A 22,543-nucleotide genomic window follows, 5' to 3' on the forward strand; every position below is an offset into this window, starting at 1 on the left:
GCCACGCTCAGTAGATTGGAAAGCGCCGCGTCAGGGCTTCGACCTGCTGGCGCACATTGGCTTCGACGGCCGCGTTTCCGTCTTCGCCATGGGCGGCCAGACCATCCAGCGTCTCGCCGATCAGCGACCCGACGATCGTGAATTCCGCCGTTCCGAACCCGCGCGATGTGGCGGCAGGCGTACCGATACGGATCCCAGAGGTGATCATCGGCTTTTCAGGGTCGAACGGAATGCCGTTCTTATTCACCGTGATATGGGCGCGACCAAGGGCTGCCTCCGCGGCCTTGCCGGTCAGTCGCTTCGGCCGGAGGTCAACCAGCATCAGATGATTGTCGGTCTGGCCGGACACCACCGCAAGCCCCCCCGCAACAACGCTATCGGCCAAGGCCTTAGCATTGTCGACAACCTGCTGAGCGTAGATCTTAAACTCCGGCGTCAGCGCTTCGCCGAATGCCACAGCCTTACCGGCAATGACATGCATCAGTGGGCCGCCCTGCAAACCGGGGAAGATCGCCGAATTCATCCTCTTGGCGAGGTCGGCGTCATTGGTGAGAATCAGGCCGCCACGCGGACCACGCAAGGTCTTGTGGGTCGTCGATGTCACGACATGGGCATGCGGGAACGGCGAGGGATGCACGCCACCGGCCACGAGCCCAGCGAAATGCGCCATGTCGACCAGGAACATCGCCCCGACCTCGTCGGCGATCGCGCGGAAGCGGGCGAAATCCCAGAAACGCGAATAAGCCGATCCACCCGCGATGATCAGCTTCGGCCGAACGGCTTTGGCTTGGCGTTCGACCTCATCCATATCGACGAGCTGCGTCTCGCGATCGACCGTATAGGACTCGGGCTTGAACCAGCGGCCCGACATATTGACGGGCGATCCGTGCGTCAGGTGGCCACCAGCCGCGAGATCAAGCCCCATGAACGTGTCACCGGGCTGTAAGAGCGCAAGAAAAACGGCCTGATTGGCCTGACTGCCGGAGTTTGGTTGGACATTGGCGAAACCGCAGCCGAACAATTCTTTGGCGCGATCGATCGCGAGTTGCTCGGCAATGTCGACGAATTGGCAACCACCATAATAGCGACGGCCCGGATAGCCCTCGGCATATTTGTTGGTCATGACCGAGCCCTGAGCCTCGAGCACGGCGCGCGATACGATATTTTCCGAGGCGATCAACTCGATCTCGTCGCGTTGACGGCCGAGTTCGAGGTCGATCGCACGAGCGATCTCCGGATCGACCGCAGCAAGACCGGCGCCGAAGAATGTGTTCGAACCACGTGCTCCACCACGGCGGGAGGCGGCGGTCGGCGTCATCACATCGGTCATAGGTCGTCTACTCGTTACGGGGGCTGCGGATTTGGTCACTGATGACTGCTGCACGCCACCAGCGTTCGCTCGCGCGTTGTCACGAACTAACACGCCCCGGCGATCCAGTGAAGATCGGCCGGGGCGTGTCGGTGTCACAGCAAGAAATGGCGCAGGTTATTCCTGTTGAATAGCCGGTTCGACCGATGCGTTCTGCTCGTCGGACGTCACGTTGGAGGCCGTCACAGTGCCAAATCCATCGCGCTGGTAGATGTCGGGCCGGAACTGCACCACCCCGTCGGGCGTGGCCCAAGCGGTGATGTAGACCCAATAGACCGCAACTGGCGACGCCAGCTTGACGTCGATCCGATCACCCGTGCGGATCGCCGCATCGATATGATCGCGATCCCAGCCGGGCGTGTCCTTCAGGAGCCATGCCACATAGTCACGCACGTTCTGCAGGCGAATGCAGCCTGACGAGACGAAGCGGAAATCGTCACCGAAGACACCCTTGGTCGAGGTGTCGTGCATGTAGACGCCATACGGATTGGCGATGTTGATGCGCACCACACCGAGCGAGTTATTCTCGCCCGGATCCTCACGGAATTTATAATTGACGGCATCCAAGGAGTTCCAGTTGATCGACGAGGATGGAACCTCCTGGTTTTCCTTGTTGAAAATTCGGATGTGGTTGTCGGTCAGGTAATTGGCATCGGCCTGCATCTTGGGGATCAAATCCTTGCGGATGATCGAGGCCGGCACCGTCCAGAATGGGTTGAAATTAATGTCCGTCGCCTTGGTCTGCATAACCGGGGACTGGCGATCGATCTTGCCGACGCCGGCAATGTGGTGGCTGAACACGACGCCGTTCTCGACCGTCTCGACCATCGCGGCCGGAATATTCGCCATCACGAACCGCGGGCCGAGGTTGCCCGAGAAGGAGCGCAGCCGCACGAGGTTGGTTTCGAGCTGACGAAGCCGCGTTTCGGCCGGCACGTTGAGGGCCGCAACCGTCTCCGACGACACCGCACCCGATTCGCCGATCCCGTGGCGCGCCTGAAACCGCTTCACGCCGGCTTCGACATAAGCATCGTAGACAGGTGACATGCCGGCTGCCGCATCGAGATCACCCGAAGCCATTAAACGTCGGCGAAGCGCGACGACCGCCTGGCTCTTGGATCCTACCCGCAAGCTCGCGCCGCCCGCGACATTGCCCCAACCGCCCTTGGAAACGATGCCTTGGTAGGTCTGGATCGCCTGCTCGGTTGCCGCAACCGTCTGTGGCGACAGGACCGGGGTCGTCGAGCGCTGGATTTCGAGCTTCGGATCGGAATCGTACTTCTGTGCCCATTCGGCTTGCGATCCGAGCGCGACATCGTCGGCATGGGCCGCCGGTCCGATCATCAACAGGGCCGCTGTCAAGGCGGCGCCAAGGTAATGCGCTGCACCCTGTGATTGACGTTCCGATTGTCGCACCACGTAATCGCTCCAGTCCAAGGTTCTTGCAACGCACCGGCACCTTGATGGCAGGCCGTTGCGTCTGATCAATTTGATTGACGACCACTGCCGACAGACTGATTCCGCTGCGTCATCGATCCGGTTTCGTTCGGTGCGACAAGGCCGAAATACTTCGTCCAATTTGTGGCGCCGCGTGAGTCCCTAAGTCTTTGTTCTTTCAAAAACCTCAATGCGGAGGTGAGGATTACGGTCCAACTCGAAATGCCGTGCGGACGAAACGTCCGACATGATGTAAAAGCGCAACAAGCGAAGGGGCTGCTCGATTGCTTTCAACTCTCGATGAATGACACAACGCTGGATCGGCATGGAACGCATCGTGAGCCTCGGCGGGCGGCCCTCGGGTCCGGAATGGTGATCCGGGCCAGCATCGTCGGGGCGGTTCTGCTGGCACTCGCGACAATCGCGGCTGGGTTTTTGGTGCGGTGGCCCATCACGGATCATAAGCTCTACGCTCGCGCAGTTCGGTTCATCGCGACATCAAGTGGCCTGAATGTTCGCGCCACCGGCCCAATGACGCTGGTGCTCCTGCCCCGCCCCACCGTGCGGATTCGCGACATCGACATGCATGGGTTAGACGACGCGATATCGCTGAACGCCGATGCGATCACGGGCAGCCTGAGCCTCCCGGCGCTCTTGACCGGCCGTCTCAGGGTCGCCAAGACGACGCTGGCGGGCCTGACCATGGCGGTGGATGTCGATCGCGTGCTTCCGCCTCTGACCGCCATGGTCCAAGCCGCAGGCGACCCGGCCGAGCGCAAGGCGAACCGCGACCGGCTCGGTTTTCTCCATACAGACGGTCTGACGATCCGGTCCGGCATCATTCGGTTGCGGTCGAATGATCCCGAGAAAGACATGCTCGTGACCGACCTCGATGGCACGTTCGAGTGGCCGGCCAACGACAGCGGCGTCAGTCTCAACGGTCGAGGTCACTGGCATGGCGAGCCAACCGACATCGCGATGCTGCTCGACAAACCGATCACCCTGATCGAAGGGGGCAGCTCGGAGGGTTACGGCCATTTGAAGTCGACCGCGATCGACGTGACACTCTCCGGCACGCTGAACGGGACCGGCTCGCCAAGCGCGACGGGGAAGATCGCCGCCTCGACGACGATGCTGCCGGGCTTTCTACGCTCGATTGGAACCCCGCTGCCGCAACTCGAGCAGATCGCGTCCGCGCGTCTCAACGGTGACATCACGCTGGCCGACCATGTGGTCTCGATGTCGAGCATGGAACTCGGGCTGGACGATATGCTGTTCGATGGAGCGCTGTCGTTCCACAATGAAACCGGCCACCCCGGCATTGCGGGAACGCTCGCGACCGATCGGATGAGGCTCGACCCTTTCGTCAACACCCTGCCGCCCCTCGGACGCTGGGACCAAGCTTGGAACACCGATCCTTTCACGACGCGTTCGGTGGCCTATGATGACATCGACCTTCGGATCTCCGCATCGTCGGCAAGCTTCGGCAGCATCGAATTCGAGGATGGCGGTCTCTCGCTGCAAAGTCGCGATGGACGCATGGAAGTCTCCCTCGGCGAGGCGCGCGCCTACGACGGTTTGTTCAAAGGCCGGCTCGTCGCGACCGTCGATGGCGATGCGACCGTGGTGCGGGCCGACGCGACCATTTCGCAGCTGGATCTCGCGGCCTTGGGTCGAGCCTTTGACCCGCCGATCCAGATCACCGGCACATCCAGCGGCCATATGACGATTGAGGGCCGTGGCACATCGCCCGACTCGCTGATTCGATCACTCGCGGGTCGCGGACAGGTGAATGTCCGCGACGGCGAAATCGGGGCGCCACTGGTGGCCTCCGCCTTGAAGACGGCCGTCTCGCCCTCGGACGATACGCCGGAGCTGCGAACGGATGCACCCATCCCCTTCGACTCGGTGATGCTTGGGTTGTCGGTGGCCAAGGGTATCATGACGCTCGACGAGGGGTGGATGACGCGCCCGGATCTTCGAGCCATGTTCGACGGCCATCTATCGCTCGCTGATCGATCCGCCGATCTCCGGACCTGGGTCACGCCGAACGGTGATGACAGCCGGAGTGAGGCCGGACGAGCGATGGGCCTGCGGATCGCCGGCCCGTGGCGCATGTTGCGTCTTCAATCCGTTCCGGTCGACGTCAGGGGCACGCCTGCACCCGTGCCGGATGCCAGCCAATGAGCGCACCTGATGAAGCCGAACACCGCCCGGGCGAGACGCTCGTCGCCCTTCCTCAGAATTTCGCCGCGTCGATCTACTTCATTGGTATCATCCGAACGCCCTGGGCTAATCGCGCCGCCTGTCCGAAACGCGGCGATCCGGATGGCCCCGTGTGCCGGCTCGAGATCAGCCCGCCGTGGATCGACGCGCTCGATGGCGTCGACGCCTTTGCGGCGCTTCAGATTCTCTATTGGATGCACTTGGCCCGTCGGGATCTCACCCGCCAAAGCCCGCGGTCGAGCCAGCGGCTGCATGGGACCTTCGCGCTTCGCTCACCGATGCGGCCCAACCCGATCGCCTCCTCGATTGTTCGGCTGATCGGTCGCGAGGGCTCGACATTATTGGTGCGCGGGCTCGACTGTGTCGATGGCACGCCGATCGTCGACATCAAGCCGGACCATTGCCCGCGCTGGTAGAACCCTCTGAATCGTGGCGCCCGAGAACACGGCCCGCCTTCAGGGTGACGTGATCGTCCGTCAGCCGCCTGACCTCATCCATGTTGTGACTGACATAGACGATCGGAACCCGCCACTCGTCGCGGATGGTTTCGATAAACGGCAGGATTTCGCCGCGCCGCGCCTCATCCAGCGAGGCCAGCGGTTCATCCATCAGCAGAAGATCCGGCCCGGCCATCAAGGCTCGTCCGATTGCGATCCTCTGCCGCTCTCCCCCCGACAGACCCACGGCTCGGCGGCTGAGCAGATGCCCAATGCCGAGAAGGTCAACGATGCCTCCGGTGTCGTTGCGCTGCGAGGCACGGTTGAACCAGCGCCCATAGCCGAGGTTTTGCGCGACCGTGAGGTGCGGAAACAATCGCCCATCCTGAAACACGTAGCCGATCTTACGGCGATGCGGCGGAACGAAGATACCGGCGGCCCGATCGACGAAAACCCGACCATCGACGCTCACATGCCCCTCGGTCGGGCGAATGATGCCGGCCATGATGTTGATCAGGGTCGTTTTACCCGAGCCAGACGGGCCGACGAGGCCGAGGACGCGCGCTTCGCTGGAGAGCCGCACATCGAGATCGAAATCGCCGCGTCGATGTCGAATGTCGATCGCAATCATCGCGGTACCGTGCGCCGCATGACGACGCGCGAGAGCCACTCCGACGCCGCCAATGCCGCCATGGCGATCACGATCGCCACAAGGGTCAGCCGCATGGCCGGTGCGTCGCCGCCCGGCACCTGGATGTCCGTATAGATCGAGGATGCGATCGTTTGGGTTTCACCGGGGATGTTGGACACGAACGTGATCGTGGCACCAAATTCGCCCAGCGACTTGGCGAAGGCCAGAATGGCGCCAGCCACGATGCCGGGCAAAGCCAGCGGCAGCGTGACGGTCACGAAGACCCAGGCCGGTGAGGCGCCGAGTGTCGACGACGCCTCCTCCAAGCCGCGATCGATCGTGTCGAAGGACATCCGAATAGCCCGCACCATGAGCGGGAATCCCATGACGGCGGAGGCTAGCGCCGCACCGGTCCAGCGGAACGAGAAGACGAGGCCACAGCATTGCTCGAGAAACATACCGGCTGCGCCACGTCGGCCGAAGCTCAGCAGCAGCAGGTATCCGGTCACAACGGGGGGCAGCACGAGCGGCAAGGCCACCAGGCCGCTGACGATCCAGGTTCCCCACACTTGTGACCGCGAGAGCCAAAACGCGACCATGATGCCGAATGGCAGGCTCACGACGGTCGCGGTGGCCGCGACTTTCAGGCTCAGCGCAATGGCGGTCCAATCCGCCTCGGACAGTCCGAGTGGATTTATGGAAGCACCCTGAAGCCTTGAGCTTTGAACAGGGCGGCGGCCTCGGGCGTCTTGAGGAAAGCGAGATAGCGGGTCGCGTTCGGCCCCTTGGCCGACACCGTCAGCGCGATCGGATAAACGATCGGCGGATGGGTGTCCTCGGGAAAGGTCCCGACGATGCGGACCTTCGGATCGGCAGCTGCGTCAGTCGAATAGACGATGCCGAGAGGCGCCTCGCCCCGCGACACGAAGGCCAGCGCGGCCCGCACGCTCTCAGCTTGAGCGATCGAGGTCTCGACGCTCGACCAGATGCCGAGTTTCGTCAGCGCGGCTTTGCCGTATTTTCCGGCCGGAACCGAATCAACCAGCGGAAGGGCGAGGCGCCCCCCGCTGAGCGCACCGGCTAGGTCCATGCCCGGCTTGATGTCCAGCGTCAGGGCCTTGTCGGCCTGAGTGATCAGCACGAGACTATTGCCGAGCAGAGTGCTGCGGGTATCCTTCTGGATCAGGTCGTGTTTGGCGAGATCGTCCATCCAGTCGAGATCCGCCGATATGAAGACATCGGCCGGGGCGCCTTGCTCGATCTGTCGCGCCAGCACGGATGATGCAGCATAGGACGCCGAAACCGTGAGGCCGTTCGCCTTCTGGAAGGCCGAATCGACGTCGTCGAGCGCATTCTTCATGCTGGCGGCCGCGAAAACGGTGACGTCGGGCGCGGCCGCGAACGACGCCGTCAGTGGCGCCACAAGCAGGGACGACACCAAAACCACGAGGCGCAAGCGGCGGAGCGGTTTCAACACAAGAGGCCCTCTCGACGGAGCGCTATATATGAACGGATATAGGGAACGCGACAAGCCTCGAGCTGCCCGCGCGCGCGGGCCACATGCGAGGGTTCAGGCTTATCTCCGGATCACGAAAAACAAGACGCCATCGTCTCGTCGCACCGCTTGAAGGCTCGCGCCCATCTCGCGCACCAGATTGGGAATGTCGATCGCGGCAAGCAGATCGGTACAGGAGACCTCGACCATGGCGCCGGGCGCCATGGCACGGAGATACCGCCGCGTTCGCAACACCGGCTGTGGGCATTTGAGGCCCCTGAGATCGAGCTGCTGCTCCGCGACATCGTCCATCGCGGCGTTTCATCACCTTGTCGTCACGCGCGCAACCAGCCGCCCTCGGCGTTCATCGTCGATCCTTGATGAAAAGCGACGGTCTGGAGGGATGGAACGGCTAGACAAGCGAAATCGGCATCCTTATAAGCCACCTTCTCGCATGACGGTTCGCCGAACCATGCGGTGGCCCAGGTAGCTCAGTTGGTAGAGCATGCGACTGAAAATCGCAGTGTCGGCGGTTCGACTCCGTCCCTGGGCACCACGATTCTTTGCTAGCTCTTGGCGACGAACTCCGCCTTTGACCCTGCTTGTTGTCAGATTTTTTGATCGACAACTCCGTTCAGGGGTCGGGATCGCCATCTGACGCGGCCAACGCTGCCGTGCGTTCCGGCCTCTCGGTTATCACACAAATTTCGCCGACTTTGCTGTTGAATCCGGCCCTTCCGGCGCGACCCGCTCGCTAAATCCCGCGCCGTATCTCACGTCCACGTCGCGAAGGTGACGGGAGCGAATAAAGGATTACAACCAAGAACGATCAGACGTTGGGACCGGCAACACCATGACGAATAATCCTCGATGGTCAATCGGCGAACTCGGTCGGCTCGCAATATCCATCGTCATCGATCAAGATCCGATATTCGCCTATACGGCCTGGCATCAGGCTCATTCCATTGTCAAACACGTCAAGCTTCAACCGTCTGACATTCACATCCAGTTTACATCGGAAGTACCGTCCGAAGTTGTCGATATTTTCCGGGACGCGGGTTTCACGTTGCATCGTCTTGCCCGGTTTGGTGATGGACGCTACTGCAATAAGCTTGCCCAATGGGAAAACCTTCGAAGCGTGGAGACAGATCACGTCGTGTTTCTCGACGCCGATATGATCTGCATCGACGATTTTTCGACATTTTTGCCGCCGGCAGCCATTGCGGCCAAGGTGGTCGATTTGGACAATCCGCCGTTGGATTTGCTGGATGAGCTCTTCCGACGCGCCGGATTTCGCGACCGTCCGCCCGTCATTGACGCCGAAGCGACGGATGCGAAAACTTACCGTGGCAACTGCAACGGCGGATTCTACTCAGTGCCAGTTCGGTTCGCGGAAAGCTTATTCGGAGCATGGCGGCATTACGCGCAGGTGCTGCTTGACGATATCGAGCCGCTTCGTCACGCCGGGAAAGAAAATCATGTCGATCAGATTTCTTTCTGCATGGCCATCCACCACACCGGCATGCCATTCGAACAACTTCCTTCGAACGTCAACTATTACCTCCACTTCGCCGGGCCGCACCCTTTGCGCGATGTGAGCCGGCCCTTGGCTCAATTGCACTATCATAACGCCTCGCTGAACGTGCTGGGCTTACTAGAGCCGGCATGCACTGCCGTTCCTGACGAAGAGCAAGCGATCGTCCATGCCAACGACGAAATTCGCAGTCATTTCCAATCTCGACTGTTTTGGGACTTTCGTTACAAGCACTTTCCGGAACGAGGCTCCGGCATCGGCTCGCGGGGCGAAAACCTGAGTTACAAGCGCGACTTGCTGAAAGCGCACGGAGCAGAAGAGGTCGCTTCAGTTCTGGATGTCGGCTGTGGAGACCTGCAAGTCGTTGGTGAGCTTGATCTGAAAAACTATGTCGGGGTGGATCGATCGTCTGAAAGTCTGGCACTCGCCATCGCGGCTCGGCCAGATTGGACATTCCTGATGGCGCCTGCGGCGGACGCGAAGCCAGCCGAGCTGGTTCTTTGTTTCGAGGTCGCCATCCACCAAGAAACGGCTCAGAGCTATCATGATCTCATCAACTATCTCATAAGCAGAGCCTTAAAGACCTTGATCGTGTCTGGTTACGATGAAGCCACCGATGAGATCACCGCCAACCATATGACGTTCTTTTATGAGTCTCTGCACAAAAGTCTTGATGCGACCGGTCATTTTAAATCAATACGACAGATTGGGCATCATTCGTCAGTCGTAGTCTATCGCTGTGACGTATAAGAGCCTCATCAAGGCAAATCATCGCCACAGTCGTGCAAACGGCCAAAGCGCGAGGCTCGACCGCCTCGGTTCATCAGCTCAGGCTGACTGTCCTGCGCAGAGGCCGCGTCAGAACCGACGCCAAGGGGAGCGTTGCTTGCGTATCTCTAGTCGTCAATGGACCAGCAACGTGGCCGCAATCGCCAACAGCAAGGCGGGCGGCATAACGAGAAGGCCGAGTTTTAAAAACGTCCAGGCGCTCACGCTCTGCCCTTCACGGCGCAGTGCGGTCAGCCAGAGGATCGTCGCGAGCGACCCTGTCACGGAGAGATTCGGGCCGAGATCGACGCCGATCAGCACGGCGCTCGTGATCTGGTCGGACACTTGAGCGCTTTGCACCGCGCTGCTGGCGATCAGGCCCGCTGGGAGATTATTGATGAGGTTGGTCGCAAAAGCGACCATGACACCGGCGCCCCAAGCCGTTTCGGTGACCGACCGTTGGGATTGCTCGTGAAGAACATTGCTGATCGTCTGGATCAGCCCAGTCTTATCGAGCGCCTCGACGAGGACGAATAACCCCGCGACGAGCGGCAGCACGCCCCAGGATATGCCCCTGAGCATCGTCCACGGCGCTTTCTTCTCGCGAAGCAGCACGACGATCGCGGTCAGGATGCCCGCGATGGCGGTCGGCAAACCGAGTAGGAGATCGAAGAATGACGCCACCAGAAGCGTGATAGCGGTCGCGGCGATGCCGAGCGCCGCTGTCTTGCCGCCGCTGGTGAGGTCCGGCATTTTCACCTCGGACTCGATCGCCTGTCTCAGCGCGGCCCGTTGGGACCAACGCAAGACCGCGTAAGTTGCGACGATCGACAGCAGCGACGGCAGGAGGTAGCGCGGCAGCCATTGCAGCAGGGGCGGCATATGGGTGCCATAGATCACGAGATTGGCCGGATTGGAGATCGGCAAAACGAACGAGGCCGCATTCGCGATGAAGGCGCAAATCAACAGGTAGGGCAGCGGGTTCTTGGCTTTGGCGGTCTTGACGGCGGCCGCGACCGCGGGCGTCAGCACGACCGCCGTCGCATCATTGGACAGGAAGACGGTGACGATCGTGCCCACGCCGAAAATCAGGAGAAACAGCCGCGAGGCGGAGCCCTTGGCTCGTTTTGTCGCGACCGCCGCAAGCCAGTCGAACAGCTTCACCTCGCGCGCGGTTTCGGCCAGCAACATCATGCCGATGAGAAACAGATAAACGTCCGTTCCTTTGCCGACACCCGTCAGGGCGTCCACCGGCGAAAGCAGGTGCAGAACGATCAGCAGCACGGCGCCAGCCACTGCCCAGATCGCCTCGGGCCAATCGAAAGGATGGAGAATGACGCCGGCTGTCGCGAGAGCCGCGATCAACCACGTCAGGCCATGCGGGGACATAAGGGCCTGCCACGGCACGGTCTGCAAAAAAGTGGAGGTCAGGACGATGGCTTTCCGTTGCGGTTGGGACCGAGTTGCGTGGCGAAGATGCCGTTGTCAGGCCATGCTCCCACCGAGGCGGCGTCGCTGCCGTTCCGGACCCGGACGGGCGGCTGATAGGCAGCTGTAGCGGCGTTGATCCGATGTTGACCGGGGCGCCCCGTTTCGTCGAAAGCCTTCACCGTCACGGTGACGAGCCGGCTCGACGTGATGGGCACCGAGGCCGACCAGACCCGTCCGTCGGGCGCGAGCGTCATGGGAATCCAGTCTCCCTCATCCACCTGACACGCGACGCGAACGATCGCGCGACTGCCGAGCACCACCGCTCGCACATCCGCTATGCCGTCAACAGCCTGTTCGCGACGACGCAGCAGCCGATGATCGGCCGGGGCCGTAATCATCACGAAAGGAAACGCGTCGTCCAGCGCTTTGAACCGCCAGCTAACGATGCCGCGATCGAGCGTCGCGACCGAGTAACCGACAGGGCCTTCCTCGATCTGCCCGGTCGAGCGCGTGGCGGCGAAGATGGTCCGGCCATCGTTGCCGAGTTCGTTGTAATGGGTGTGCCCCATGTCGACGAGAGCGACATCATAGGCGGCCATCAAGGCGTTGAACGCGTCGGTCTCACCATCCCCTTTGAGATCGGCCGGATATGTGTGCGTAAAGACGATGCTGCTTTCGTTCCGCTGCATTGCCTCGCGAAGCTCGCGATCGATCCACGCGACCTGATCCGATCCCAGCCTGAAATCCGGGCCGCCGTGACCCGATCCGCTGGTGTCGAGGAATAAGCAGCGGACCCCGCGGATTGTTTTTGAGTGCGGCAGCAAGTCAGATTGCAAGATCGCGTAGAAAGCATCTAACCCGCCCTGCTCCATGTCATGGTCACCGGGGATGGCATGCACCGGGATGCTCAGCATCTTCAGTGCTGTCGCGGCTAAAGCATATTGCCCGGGCAGGCCATTGTCGGCGTTGTCGCCGGGCAGCACGACGAGATCGACCATGGAGGCGCACTCGATCTCGATCTGAGCGACGATCGCGAGGAAATCGAGGAAGTTGCGCTGCTTGGCGTCGGTGAGGTGCAGATCGCCGATGTGGATAAAGGCCAGCACCTCACCAGAGTTGGCCGGGTGGGTGGATGGAGACGTCGCGAGGGGAGCAGCGTCCATCGTCATGCGGCAGCTCCGGCTTGAGCGGCATCATCCATGTCATCGTCCGATCGTCCGGCACAGGCCGGTTTCAGAACGGACGCGAAGCCGACCCAAAGTGCGATGGAGCCGATCGCGAAGCTACCCAGGATGAGGAACATGGGGCTGTAGCCGATCGCTTGAGCAATCCAGCCGCCGATCGCAGGGCTCAGAGATGCGCCGAGGCCCTGAACCGTCATGACGGCCCCCTGCCCGACGTTGACGCGTCCCGTCCCATTCAGGATGCGTGCGACCAGCCCCGGCACTGCGACGCTTTGCAGGCCGGCCCCGATTCCATCGAGCATCTGCACCGGATAGACGCCCCATTTGCCGATGAAAAAGGCCGCAATCACGCCCCGAAGCGGGAGGGCCATGAACGAGATCAGAAGCACGAGCCAATAGCCGCGCTTTTCAGCGACCCGCATCGCGACCAGAGAGACCGCGATCATGACGGCCTGGGCCACCACGATCGTGATGGCGACGAAGCTGGCCGGGTCGCTGTTGCGCGTGGCCACGACAGCCAGACCGTAAAGCGGAAGCATCGCGCCGTTACCGAGATGAAAGAACGCAAGCGCCGCAGCAAGGATGAGGAGCGGCTTGCACTCGAGCAGAACCCGGAAGCCACTTGCTTGCTCGCCCGTTTCCTCGCGATCGCCCTTTCCGTCTTTCATGCCGCGCGCCGCCTTATCGTCGATCGCGTCTCGCGGGATCATCAGAACCGAAATGATAGCCAGAATGCCGAAGAGAGCGGCGAGCCAGAACACGGCCGTGAATCCAAATTTCCAACCGAGAAAGCCGGAGAGCCCGGCCCCCACCATGTTACCGGCATGGTTGTAGGCCTGATTGCGTCCATTCTGCTGGTTGAAGCCCGCCTGGCGCGCAATGCCGAGCGTGATGCCGCTGACGGCCGGCCCGATCGCAGCGCCTGCGATCGCTGTTGCGATCTGCGATACGGCCACCAGCCAAAAGCTTTGCGACACGAGGATGATGGTGGAGGCCAGGACCGTGCAGATGCCGGGTATGATGACGTAAAGCCGCTTGCGCGAGGTCGCGTCGACCAATGCGCCGGCCGGTGCCGTCATTAAGGTGCCGGCAACGCCTCCGATGGTCATGACGGAGCCGATCAACCCACTGTCCCAACCATGGGCTCGAAGGAACACCCCGAGAAACGGACCGATTCCGGCCTGCATGTCGGCCATGAAGAAGTTCAGAGACTGGAGAGGCCAAACGGCTTGTGTGGCAGGATCGACAGTGACTTGCTTCTCGGGCAAACGGCCCTCCCAATGGTTTTTGGTCAAGAGATTGGTGCGCTAACGGTCCAACGCAGTCATTCGTCGCATCAATTTTTTGGCTCGGCTGCCATCAATCCGGCCGATGTCACTCGTATCGGACGGATGTTGCCTCAGCCGGGTCGCCTTCGCGGTTTTATGCAACTCTCCCAAATCCAGCATGAACCTCACGGTTCAGGTTGGGTTAAGCTATCGATCGTTGTTGGACAGTCCGCGCGCCGTCGTCTGGCCCAGCCAAAATTCGAGACCCGTCATGACCCTGAGATCAGCGCCAAAGCCGCTTCATCCGCTCGATCTCGATCGGGTCGCGGTCCTCACCTATAGCGCCGTTTTTTCAGACGTATGCGACGCTATGGGGCTTCGCGGCCAGACCGTGTCGCCGGGGATCATGCCGCTCAGCCGGACGGGCACGCTCGTTGGTTGGGCTCGCACCGCGTTCAGCGTGCCGGTGGAGGCGGCCCCCGCCCGCCATTACGGTGCCGAGATCGACTTCATCGACAGTCTGCGGCCGGGAGATGTCGCGGTCGTGGATTGTTCGCAACATCCGGCTGCCGCCTGGGGCAAACTCTTCTCGACGGCATCGCAAGGACGCGGCGCGCGCGGTGCGGTCATCGACGGCCTAATCCGGGATCGGCGAAAAATCGAGCAGCTTGGCTTTCCGATCTATGGGCGAGGACAGCGCCCGACCGACAGCCTCGGCCGTGTGTCGATCACCGAGATCGACCAGACCATCCAGCTCGGGGGCATCGACGTCCACACCGGCGATCTGATCGTCGCCGACGAGGATGGCATTACCGTGGTGCCGCGCGACTATGCCGATGAGGCGGTGGATCGCGCGATTGCCAAAGCGACGACCGAGAACAAAGCTCGCGATCTTCTCCTCGCCGGCGGAACACTCGCCGATGTCTGGGAGCGCTTCCGCGTGCTTTGACAACGGCGCGGTCGGGACAAAGCCTATCAGGGCCTTGTCGGTCCTCCATCGACCGCAACAACGTCGGTGGTGATGTGCTCGTTATATTGCGGCAGGTCGTCGGTTATCGTGAACCACGGTGCCTTCGATCCGACAAAGATATGCGCGGTAGGCCGGATGGTGGGGTCGTCGATGAGCGTGCCCATGGTCACATGCGCGTAGGCGCCGTCGCGAACGACAGCGAACAGCAATGAGCCGCAACGGCCGCAGCGCTCGTCATGCCAACCGGGCGCGCCGATCACCTGGATGCAATCGAGACCTTGCATGACTCTGAGCTTCGCGCGTTCGATACCGGCGAGCGGCTTGAAAGCGGCGCCGGTGCCCCGACGGCAAATCGAGCAGTGACAATTCACGGCGTAGAGAAATGCATCCTCGACCACATAGGTCACCTGTCCACACTGACACGATCCGGCCAGTGTGCGCTGAGGGGTGGGTGGATGCAGGGTCAAAGGGGGTCTCATCAGCAAAGGTTTCGCAAGCTCGATCTCGACGTGCACTCGGAGGTCATACGTTCGCCGAAAACGCGTTCATCCTGCGATAAGCCGGCTGACGTGGTTCATCAGCCTGTCCTGGCCGCCCTGCCAGAGGTTGGCGTGGCTGCGAGGCACGGGCCGCAGCAACGTCCAACAGCACCATCTCCCAGAGGAGGAGGTTCGCCACCAAGTCGACGTCAAGACCTTCAATCGCCGCCGTCCTGCTATCGCCATTATATCTGACTGTGACAAGTGCGCCCGGGCCTTGGCCCCGCACGTCGATGTCGCCGAAAAACGTGTTGCCACGATGCACGCATGAGGTTTGTCGTCGCACGAGTTTGCCCCCTTGGCTCGCACGGCATGTAGCGTTCCCATGTGGCGGGTTGGAGTCCGGACGGTGTCGCAGACGGGCCGTCGCCTGTAGCGGCGCACCCGGATGACATCACTGGTTCGTGATCGGGTCGATCAGAAGCGCCCCGTCGGGCCCGTATCGTTCGACGATTGCGGTTTGCCGGCGCAAACTGACCGGTGTCGTGGACACGTCTTGCTCGACACGATGGCGAATGTGCAATTCTTCGACGAGATATAACTGCTTGACGATCACGAAGCGCTCTTCGAGGACGGGCACGATCGTGGTGTCGCCCTCAGTTCGGACGCTCGGGGCTTCATCGACGATACGCCCGACCGGTACACGCGAGACATCGACAATGCTTCGCTCGAGCGTGACCTCGGCCAATGCCTCGACCGCTTCGGTTCGTGTCGAGACGCGAACCTTCCCGGTGAGAAAGCTTTGTTTCGAAACGCTAAAGGTTTCCTCAATCAGCGGGATGCGCTGTGAGAGATCGGCGTCACCGTCGGCATGAGCCGGTTGTCGAGCCACCTCACCCAATGAGCCAGCCGCATCGGCACTTTGCTCAACTCCATGGGGATCCACCGAGGCTCCCTTGGTCACGTCGCTCATCACCGCTGCCCACGCTTTAATTGCTTGGGGCGCGACAGCGCCCCAAGTCTATGGTTGAGAGGCAAGACGCTGACGTCGGCCTCTTGCGATCGTCAGCGCGCTTCGTTCAGGCTGCCGTCCATCGCGACATCACGTCTGCGGCTGCCGTCTTGAGCGTGACCTTCTGGTCGACCGTCTTGACCCAATCGGTCGGGATCAAGTGATGGCTCCCACCTGAGGCTGGATCCATCTTCTTCAGCTTGATGGTCGCGCCATCGACATGATCGACGACACCGACATGTGTGCCGTCAGATCCAACGACGTCCATGCCGTCGGCGATCGCGGTCGTCGCACCGCCGACCACGTTGGCCTGGGTCCCGATCGTCCGCCCGTCATCGATATCGACCTTCGTGCTGCGGACCGTGTCGGTGACGGCCTGGACACGATCGTTGACAGCCTTGCTGATTCCGATCTCTTCGACCACGCGCGCCGACTTGGCGACGACAGCTTCCTCCTTCATCTCGTCCATTTCGATCGTACGATCCTTAAAGGGATCGGCCCCGAGTTCGCCAACGCCCAAGGCGCGGTCGACGGGCCTGCGGTCGATGCTGACCGTCTCATCACGCAGGTTTACGGTTTCGCTGACAGGTGTCTCAACCACATAGCTATGAATGCGAACCTTGCCGCGATTGACCGCGCGCTTGCCAACCTCGAGCGTCTCCTCGACGACCTGGAGAACATCATCGGCTCCTGTCCGCGGGGAGGTGGCTGTCGACGCAACAGTCCGGTCGTTTGTTGTGGCGGCGACGGGTTTCACCGCAGTCACAGGCGTCGGATCCGACACGGGAGACATCGACCGGAGCGGGCCAGCACCGGTATCAGCGACGCCACCGCCGGTCACGGCCGTTGCGCCTGTCCAACCGTCATTGCGCCAGGTCGACTCGCGCTCGTCCATATCGACCGAGCCATGCTGCTCGAGGATGCGGATCGCATCGTCGACATGAGCGTCATCGACGTGAGCCACCACCATGACGCCGCCGCGGCGAAGTCCCTCGGCGTAGGTCTCGTGATCTGCAGAGCCACCGAACATGTCTTCCAACGATGCCCAAAACCCCTTGGCCGGACGATCGGTGTCGTCATAGGAGACAGTTGTGGAGCTTTCCGGCGATACCGTCACGTCTGCGTCCGGGATGCCGGCCTGTCGAAGCATGAGCGCTGCGTTATTGGCATATTCGCGGGTGTCGTAAAAAGCAGTAATGGTTTGCTTTGCCATGGTGTGACCTCGTCGTTCGGATGAATTTTTGGTCAAGTCGAGAAAGGCCGCTGTATAGAAAATACAGCGTGCATCATAAGCTGATCAATTTGCTTGCTTGACTTTGATCTAGGGGTCGGTGGTGACACCGGCATTGAGGTGCAACGATCCCAAGCGCCGGTGAGACGAGGGACAGTGTGAAAACACCACGTTCACTCCAAAGCGGAGCCGGACTGCTTCCTGCTAAATTGCTGTCGCATTTCAACAGGTCCTCCCGATGAGGTCTTTGCATTGCAAGAACCGCTCGGATGATGGTTGGTTCCGCCCAAAAGCGCAGTAGTTTCGTCGATGTTTTATTTTTCTTCTTGCGTCGAAAATAAGAGTAGAAGCGACTGTTAAAGCCAAGATCAAGCTTCGATCGCTTTGTGCTCTTGACGACGAGATCTGACGAGACGGTTTCGGCTTATCGTCCCGTGTAGTGGCTCATTGTTCTTTGTCACAGCAGCCTGAGATCGTGAGTTAGCGCGGCAATCGTGGCTTCGCCGCTGCGCCCGATGCGCGGTCCCGTAAATCTGAACTATCCGCAGCCGGCCGACCGCGCCGGCGCGCAAGATCCTTCGGGATAGGCTCAGCCGCGACGGCTTGCGCCGTCGCAGAAACAAGCCCGCAGAGCAGAGCGAACGGGACGGCTCGTCAGGCCGCCCATTCCCCGCGACGGAAAACCGGGACAGTCGTTCCATCCTCCGCGATGCCGTCGATATCGATCGCGCCCGACCCGATCATCCAGTCGATATGGATCAAGCTTTTATTGCCCCCCTGCGCCGCGATTTGCTCGGGGGTGAGCGACGCTCCGTCGAGAAAACATTTCGAGTAGCATTGACCGAGCGCGATATGGCAGGCGGCATTTTCATCAAACAGCGTGTTGAAGAAGAGCAATCCGCTCTTCGAGATGGGCGAAGAATGCGGCACCAGCGCTACTTCGCCGATGCGGCTGGCGCCCTCGTCGGTCTCGAGCACCTTGCGCAAGACGTCCTCGCCACGGGTCGCATTGGCCTCGACGATGCGGCCCTGCTCGAAGCGGACCGCAATGCCGTCGATCAACGTCCCTTGATACGACAAGGGTTTGGTGCTGGCGACATAGCCATCGACGCGGCGTGCATGCGGCGTCGTGAAAACCTCTTCGGTCGGAATGTTCGGATTGCAGGTGATGCCGTTTTTAGCGGTCGAGGCCCCACCCTGCCATTCATGACCATCCGCTAGCCCGATCGTCAGATCCGTCCCCGGCCCGGTGAAATGCAGCGACGCAAACCGCTTGCCGTTCAGCCATTGGGTTCGGCTGCGGAGCGCACTGTTGTGGAGAGTCCACGCGCCGATGGGATCGTCCCCCTGAACGCGTGATGCCGCGAAAATGGCCTCGGCGAGCTTGCCGATTGCTGTCTCTTCGGAATCGTTCGGAAACACCAGCTTGGCCCAAGCAGCCCCGGGATAGGCCAGGATGTTCCAGTTGATATCGAAACCCGCGATCTTCTCGAGCGCCGGTTGGTAGGCGCGCGACATAGCCTTGCTGGCGCGAGCGACCTTGCTGGGCTCCTCGCCAGACAGAAGCATCGGGTTGTCGCCGACGATCGCGAGTCGCGCGGTGTTGGACGCAAAAGCTTTGGCGATCCCCTCGTACAACCAGTCGGCGGCGCGATCGAAGCTGTCATCCTGCCCGACGCGATAGCGCGCCAGCGTGATGGCTTCGTCCGAGAGGAGCGGCGTCACCACACCAGCGCCAACCCGATAGGCATGCTCCGCGATGCGCCGCACCAACGGGAGAGCCGCAACGGGCGCCGTGATGACAAGGTCCTGCCCGGCTTGCAGTTGAAGCCCGACCTTCACGGCGGTTTCGGCGAGTCGGTCCAGCTTCACGAGGTCGATGGCGGGAGAGGTCGCGATGGCATCTTGGGTCATGGATCGAAAAATCTCCGAACATAGATGGGCCGTCGAGCCGTATCACGGCTCACGAGCCGGAACTCTAACCGAGGGGGTCGATAAAAACGCAACGGGTTTATGTCGCGGCGCCAACCTCGCGACGGCGCCGGTCTAGGCCACTGCATCAAAGGTGCAAATGTGAGACGAGCCCAGCCGACGACGCGGACTCGATCCCCCGATGAGCTGACACGCCGAACTAGTCAGGCGGACGACAGACGGCCGAGATCAATCCTTGGTTTTGTCGCCGGCCGGTCCCGGTCGCTCATCCGGTTTGGTCGGCGTGTCCGGCGTAATAGCCGTCCGCCGCTTGTCGCTCTGATCCGACGCCTGGCTTAATTCGTCGGATAATCTCCGCATCTCCGCCGCCAATCGATTTGCGCGTGCAACCGCTTCGCCAGCGCGCTGCGCCAGCGCCCGGTCGAGGTCTTTATCACCAGATTCCGCCAAGCTTCCTCATCCCAAAATGAAGCACAATGCGAAACTACGGCAGCGCCGTCGCGGAGTTTCAACCGGGGGGTCACTTTCGGCGGCTCTGTCTTATCGAGGTCAGCGTCCAACCGCGACCACGCGGACCTCGCCACCTGCAACGAAGACCTCGTCGCCGACGCTTTTGCCGAGAAGGGCGCGTGCTATCGGTGAAACATGGGACACTGAGCCTCGGGCCGCATCGGCCTCGTCCTCGCCCACGATGCGAAAGGTTTGACGCCGCCCGTCGTCGCGGTCGAACGTGACAGTCCCGCCGAACGCGACCACGTCGGACTGCGTGGGCGACTCGATGAGCTGGGCACTCGCCCGGCGCGAGGCGTAATAGCGGAGGTCGCGGGTCGCCAGAGCCATCGCGCTTCGATCGCCTTGGACGCCGCCGTCGGCCTGGGCCGCCTGATGCGCCGCGCGCGCTCTCGCCAGTGCCTCGTCGAGCGCGGCGAGACCCTCGGACGTCACGTTGTTGGGATGCGGCGATACGGGTCGATCCGGCACAAACGCCGCCGCAGCCTCGACATCCTCCTCGCGCGTAAACGCAACACTCATGGTTCTCGATCTCCAAACAGGCGAAACATCGACCGCCCCGATTGGCGAGCCCTGATCAGGGTCTCTAGCTGGGGATGACGGGCCGCCGCGCAAGGCCGGACGTGAGGTCGGACGAGTTTCAATGCGCCTCGATGGTCGCGAGATCGATCGCCTCGCCCATTCTTCGATATCCAGCATCGTTGGGATGCAGATGATCGCCGAAATCGAAATCGGCGATCAGGTGGTCCGGGCGGGCAGGATCGCGCAGCAAGGCATCGAAATCGATGACCCCATCGAGGGTCTTGGTGGTGCGGATCCATTGATTGACGGCTTGACGTTTCGTTTCGCCCTCGGCGGAATAATAGCCCGGAAAGACGGTGTCGCCGTAAGGCGTCAGGGTCGCGCCGAGAACCCGTATCCCGTGAGCATGGGCCCGGTCGGCGAGTTGGCGCAGCCCAGCCGTAATCTCCTCGGGCGCGACAGCTTGTTCGGCCAAGCCGGCGCTTCCCGGGTGCCCGATATCGTTGATCGACTCCATCACGATGACGGTTTTGACGCCCGGAACCGACAGCACATCGCGATCAAACCGCGCGAGGGCGGATGGGCCAAAGGCCGCTTCCGGCAGATCGTGCAGAACGCGATTGCCGCTGATCCCTGCATTGACGATCCCCAGCGATCGCTTTCCAGCCGCGAGACGGTCGGCCAGGACGTCCGGCCAGCGATGATCCGCATCGGCGGTCGACCCGTAGCCATCGGTGATGCTGTCGCCGAACGTCACGATCGTGCCGGCGCCGGGAGCCTCGACCTCGACGCCTGACAAAAAGAACCGAGCCGTACTGGTCGTCGCGTTCGGCAAGGTCGCCAAGGCGGTTTGGTCTCCGGCATCCGAGAGCGTCGTCGTGGCTTGGCCAAGCGGGTGGGTGGCGGCCGGACCGGTGTCCCGTGCGACATAGAGGCTGACGGTGAGCCGATCGAGCGCCGCTGTCTCGAGCGTCACAGGATCGCTGAGCACCGGCGCACCCGGCGGCACTGTCACGCTGGTTTGACCCGCGAAGGTCAGTGCCTGATCGGTCGACGGATCGATGCTGCCGACCGTCGCGCCCGGTCGGGCGATGTGGGCAGCCCCGATGACGAGCGGCGATGTCCCCATTTCATTGCTCAGCCGGATCCGAACCGCATGCCCCCCGAGCGACAGGCGGACGATCTGCCGAATGGTCCGGTTGGTGATCTCCGGGCCGTTCGGGAAAGCCGGCGAGGCCCCCCAGCTTCCGACCCAATGCGGCGCAGCCGCGATGTCCTGGGCGCTGGCATCGGAGCGGACCGCCAGCGGGGCGACGGAGAGCAACACAAAAGCGATAGCGGTCTGCGACGCGGCAAGTCCCAGGCGTTTCATGACGTCTCCCTCGATCTCTTTCGAAGGAGTTTTTCGCTCGCGACAGGTCTTGTCAACCAGATCGCATCCGCCAGCCAAGTTGACGATCGGCGATGGTGTTGTAGCGAGGCCTCGCCGATTGTAGGACTGCGCGGCCCGCAAGGGTCATCTCGACAGCCGGTGCCGTCTTCGCCATGCCGCTCCCCCTCGGATCCGACACGCTCTCCGCAGCCGATAGCGTGGCTCACGTCATTCAAGTCGCGTTGACGCCGGTGTTCCTCCTGTCCGGAATCGCATCGCTGCTCGGGGTATTTTCCGGGCGTCTGGCACGTGTCGCCGACCGTGTCGACCAACTTGCCGAGAAACTCGAAACCGCCGATCTCGGCGAAAAAGGCCGGCTCAGCCGACGCCTCTCTCATTTGCGGCGACGCTCTCGGACGCTCGACGTGGCGGTTTTGCTCGGCACCGCAGGCGGATCAGCCACCTGCGCGGCCGCGCTTGCGCTGTTCATCGGGACGTTGCGCGACAGCAGCGGGGGCATCTTGATGTTCGCGGCGTTCGGCTTGGCGCTCGTTTGCACTGCGGGAGCGCTCTCGGCCTTCGCGCTCGAAATGCTGATGGCGAGTCGCGGGTTGCGCGACGAGGTCGCGGTCCATCGCCGCGAGGCGCAACGCGAGGGACCCATTGACGCCGAACCGGAAGCGCCCGGCGACGAGGCGGCGGACGCGTGCCCGCCGCCCGGTTCTTCAGGCTAGC

Annotated in this window: 19 protein-coding genes, 1 tRNA gene and 1 pseudogene; 6 read left to right on the forward strand and 15 right to left on the reverse strand. The window is 61.9% G+C overall.

The window, feature by feature from the left end; all coding sequences use genetic code 11:
* Positions 1–7 precede the first annotated feature (7 nt).
* Both glyA and LGH83_RS03140 read right to left on the reverse strand, forming a co-directional pair.
* On the reverse strand, positions 8–1,318 hold the full coding sequence (gene glyA, locus LGH83_RS03135) for a serine hydroxymethyltransferase (RefSeq protein WP_227401714.1): 1,311 nt from the start codon (positions 1,316–1,318) through the stop codon (positions 8–10).
* A 168-nt stretch (positions 1,319–1,486) separates the two neighbouring features.
* Positions 1,487–2,713: a L,D-transpeptidase family protein gene (locus LGH83_RS03140; RefSeq protein ID WP_227401715.1), complete on the reverse strand. Its 1,227-nt coding sequence runs from the start codon at positions 2,711–2,713 to the stop codon at positions 1,487–1,489.
* A gap of 393 nt (positions 2,714–3,106) precedes the next feature.
* Here LGH83_RS03140 and LGH83_RS03145 point away from each other — a divergent pair, with 393 nt between their 5' ends.
* Together LGH83_RS03145 and tsaA are read left to right on the forward strand one after the other, a co-directional pair.
* Complete coding sequence (locus LGH83_RS03145) at positions 3,107–4,993, forward strand: AsmA-like C-terminal region-containing protein (protein ID WP_227400569.1); 1,887 nt, start codon at positions 3,107–3,109, stop codon at positions 4,991–4,993.
* Positions 4,990–5,448, forward strand: coding sequence for a tRNA (N6-threonylcarbamoyladenosine(37)-N6)-methyltransferase TrmO (gene tsaA, locus LGH83_RS03150; protein ID WP_227400570.1), 459 nt, complete (start codon positions 4,990–4,992; stop codon positions 5,446–5,448). Before LGH83_RS03145 ends, tsaA begins: the two co-directional genes overlap by 4 nt.
* Positions 5,449–5,452: 4 nt before the next feature.
* Here tsaA and modC read toward each other — a convergent pair.
* The 4 genes and pseudogenes from modC to LGH83_RS03170 form a co-directional block, all read right to left on the reverse strand.
* Positions 5,453–6,100: pseudogene (modC, locus tag LGH83_RS03155) on the reverse strand (molybdenum ABC transporter ATP-binding protein); the annotation flags it as partial.
* The gene (gene modB, locus LGH83_RS03160; protein ID WP_227401716.1) at positions 6,097–6,798 is read right to left on the reverse strand and encodes a molybdate ABC transporter permease subunit; all 702 of its coding nucleotides are present in this window, start codon (positions 6,796–6,798) and stop codon (positions 6,097–6,099) included. The pseudogene modC and the gene modB, both read right to left, overlap by 4 nt.
* Positions 6,795–7,574, reverse strand: a complete 780-nt coding sequence (gene modA, locus LGH83_RS03165) for a molybdate ABC transporter substrate-binding protein (protein WP_413771139.1) — start codon at positions 7,572–7,574, stop codon at positions 6,795–6,797. Before modA ends, modB begins: the two co-directional genes overlap by 4 nt.
* A 102-nt stretch (positions 7,575–7,676) precedes the next feature.
* The gene (locus LGH83_RS03170) at positions 7,677–7,907 is read right to left on the reverse strand and encodes a sulfurtransferase TusA family protein (RefSeq protein WP_227400571.1); all 231 of its coding nucleotides are present in this window, start codon (positions 7,905–7,907) and stop codon (positions 7,677–7,679) included.
* Positions 7,908–8,075: 168 nt separating this feature from the next.
* On the opposite strand from LGH83_RS03170, the gene LGH83_RS03175 reads away from it, so the two are divergent.
* Positions 8,076–8,151 (forward strand) — tRNA-Phe (locus LGH83_RS03175).
* 297 nt (positions 8,152–8,448) lie between these two features.
* Positions 8,449–9,879: a class I SAM-dependent methyltransferase gene (locus LGH83_RS03180; protein ID WP_227400572.1), complete on the forward strand. Its 1,431-nt coding sequence runs from the start codon at positions 8,449–8,451 to the stop codon at positions 9,877–9,879.
* 153 nt (positions 9,880–10,032) lie between these two features.
* On the opposite strand, the gene LGH83_RS03185 is transcribed toward LGH83_RS03180, so the two are convergent.
* From LGH83_RS03185 to LGH83_RS03195, 3 genes are read right to left on the reverse strand one after another with little or no spacing between them, the layout of a single operon-like run.
* A complete protein-coding gene (locus LGH83_RS03185) occupies positions 10,033–11,286 on the reverse strand; it encodes an arsenic transporter (protein ID WP_227400573.1) in 1,254 nt (417 codons plus the stop codon).
* Between the two features lie 38 nt (positions 11,287–11,324).
* Positions 11,325–12,497 carry a metallophosphoesterase gene (locus LGH83_RS03190; protein ID WP_227400574.1) on the reverse strand — a complete coding sequence of 391 codons (1,173 nt, stop codon included), beginning with the start codon at positions 12,495–12,497 and terminating at the stop codon, positions 11,325–11,327.
* Complete coding sequence (locus LGH83_RS03195) at positions 12,494–13,708, reverse strand: MFS transporter (protein ID WP_264479168.1); 1,215 nt, start codon at positions 13,706–13,708, stop codon at positions 12,494–12,496. Before LGH83_RS03195 ends, LGH83_RS03190 begins: the two co-directional genes overlap by 4 nt.
* A gap of 343 nt (positions 13,709–14,051) precedes the next feature.
* On the opposite strand from LGH83_RS03195, the gene LGH83_RS03200 reads away from it, so the two are divergent.
* Positions 14,052–14,729 (forward strand): RraA family protein, encoded by a 678-nt coding sequence (locus LGH83_RS03200; protein ID WP_227400576.1) that lies wholly within the window; start codon positions 14,052–14,054, stop codon positions 14,727–14,729.
* 26 nt (positions 14,730–14,755) lie between these two features.
* Here LGH83_RS03200 and LGH83_RS03205 read toward each other — a convergent pair whose 3' ends face one another.
* The 6 genes from LGH83_RS03205 to LGH83_RS03230 form a co-directional block, all read right to left on the reverse strand.
* Positions 14,756–15,229: a GFA family protein gene (locus LGH83_RS03205; RefSeq protein ID WP_227401718.1), complete on the reverse strand. Its 474-nt coding sequence runs from the start codon at positions 15,227–15,229 to the stop codon at positions 14,756–14,758.
* A 454-nt stretch (positions 15,230–15,683) separates the two neighbouring features.
* The gene (locus LGH83_RS03210) at positions 15,684–16,202 is read right to left on the reverse strand and encodes a YsnF/AvaK domain-containing protein (RefSeq protein ID WP_227400577.1); all 519 of its coding nucleotides are present in this window, start codon (positions 16,200–16,202) and stop codon (positions 15,684–15,686) included.
* Positions 16,203–16,308: 106 nt separating this feature from the next.
* A complete protein-coding gene (locus tag LGH83_RS03215; protein ID WP_227400578.1) occupies positions 16,309–17,454 on the reverse strand; it encodes a DUF2171 domain-containing protein in 1,146 nt (381 codons plus the stop codon).
* A 672-nt stretch (positions 17,455–18,126) separates the two neighbouring features.
* Positions 18,127–19,386 (reverse strand): aminopeptidase, encoded by a 1,260-nt coding sequence (locus LGH83_RS03220; protein WP_227400579.1) that lies wholly within the window; start codon positions 19,384–19,386, stop codon positions 18,127–18,129.
* A gap of 567 nt (positions 19,387–19,953) precedes the next feature.
* Positions 19,954–20,436, reverse strand: coding sequence for a transcription elongation factor GreA (gene greA, locus LGH83_RS03225; protein ID WP_227400580.1), 483 nt, complete (start codon positions 20,434–20,436; stop codon positions 19,954–19,956).
* Positions 20,437–20,554: 118 nt separating this feature from the next.
* Complete coding sequence (locus tag LGH83_RS03230; protein WP_227400581.1) at positions 20,555–21,808, reverse strand: SGNH/GDSL hydrolase family protein; 1,254 nt, start codon at positions 21,806–21,808, stop codon at positions 20,555–20,557.
* Positions 21,809–21,981: 173 nt separating this feature from the next.
* Between LGH83_RS03230 and LGH83_RS03235 the strand changes: the two genes are divergently transcribed.
* On the forward strand, positions 21,982–22,542 hold the full coding sequence (locus LGH83_RS03235) for a DUF2721 domain-containing protein (protein WP_131117234.1): 561 nt from the start codon (positions 21,982–21,984) through the stop codon (positions 22,540–22,542).
* Position 22,543: the final 1 nt, after the last annotated feature.

Source organism: Lichenihabitans sp. PAMC28606, from assembly GCF_020616535.1.
Taxonomy (GTDB): Bacteria; Pseudomonadota; Alphaproteobacteria; order Rhizobiales; family Beijerinckiaceae; genus Lichenihabitans; species Lichenihabitans psoromatis.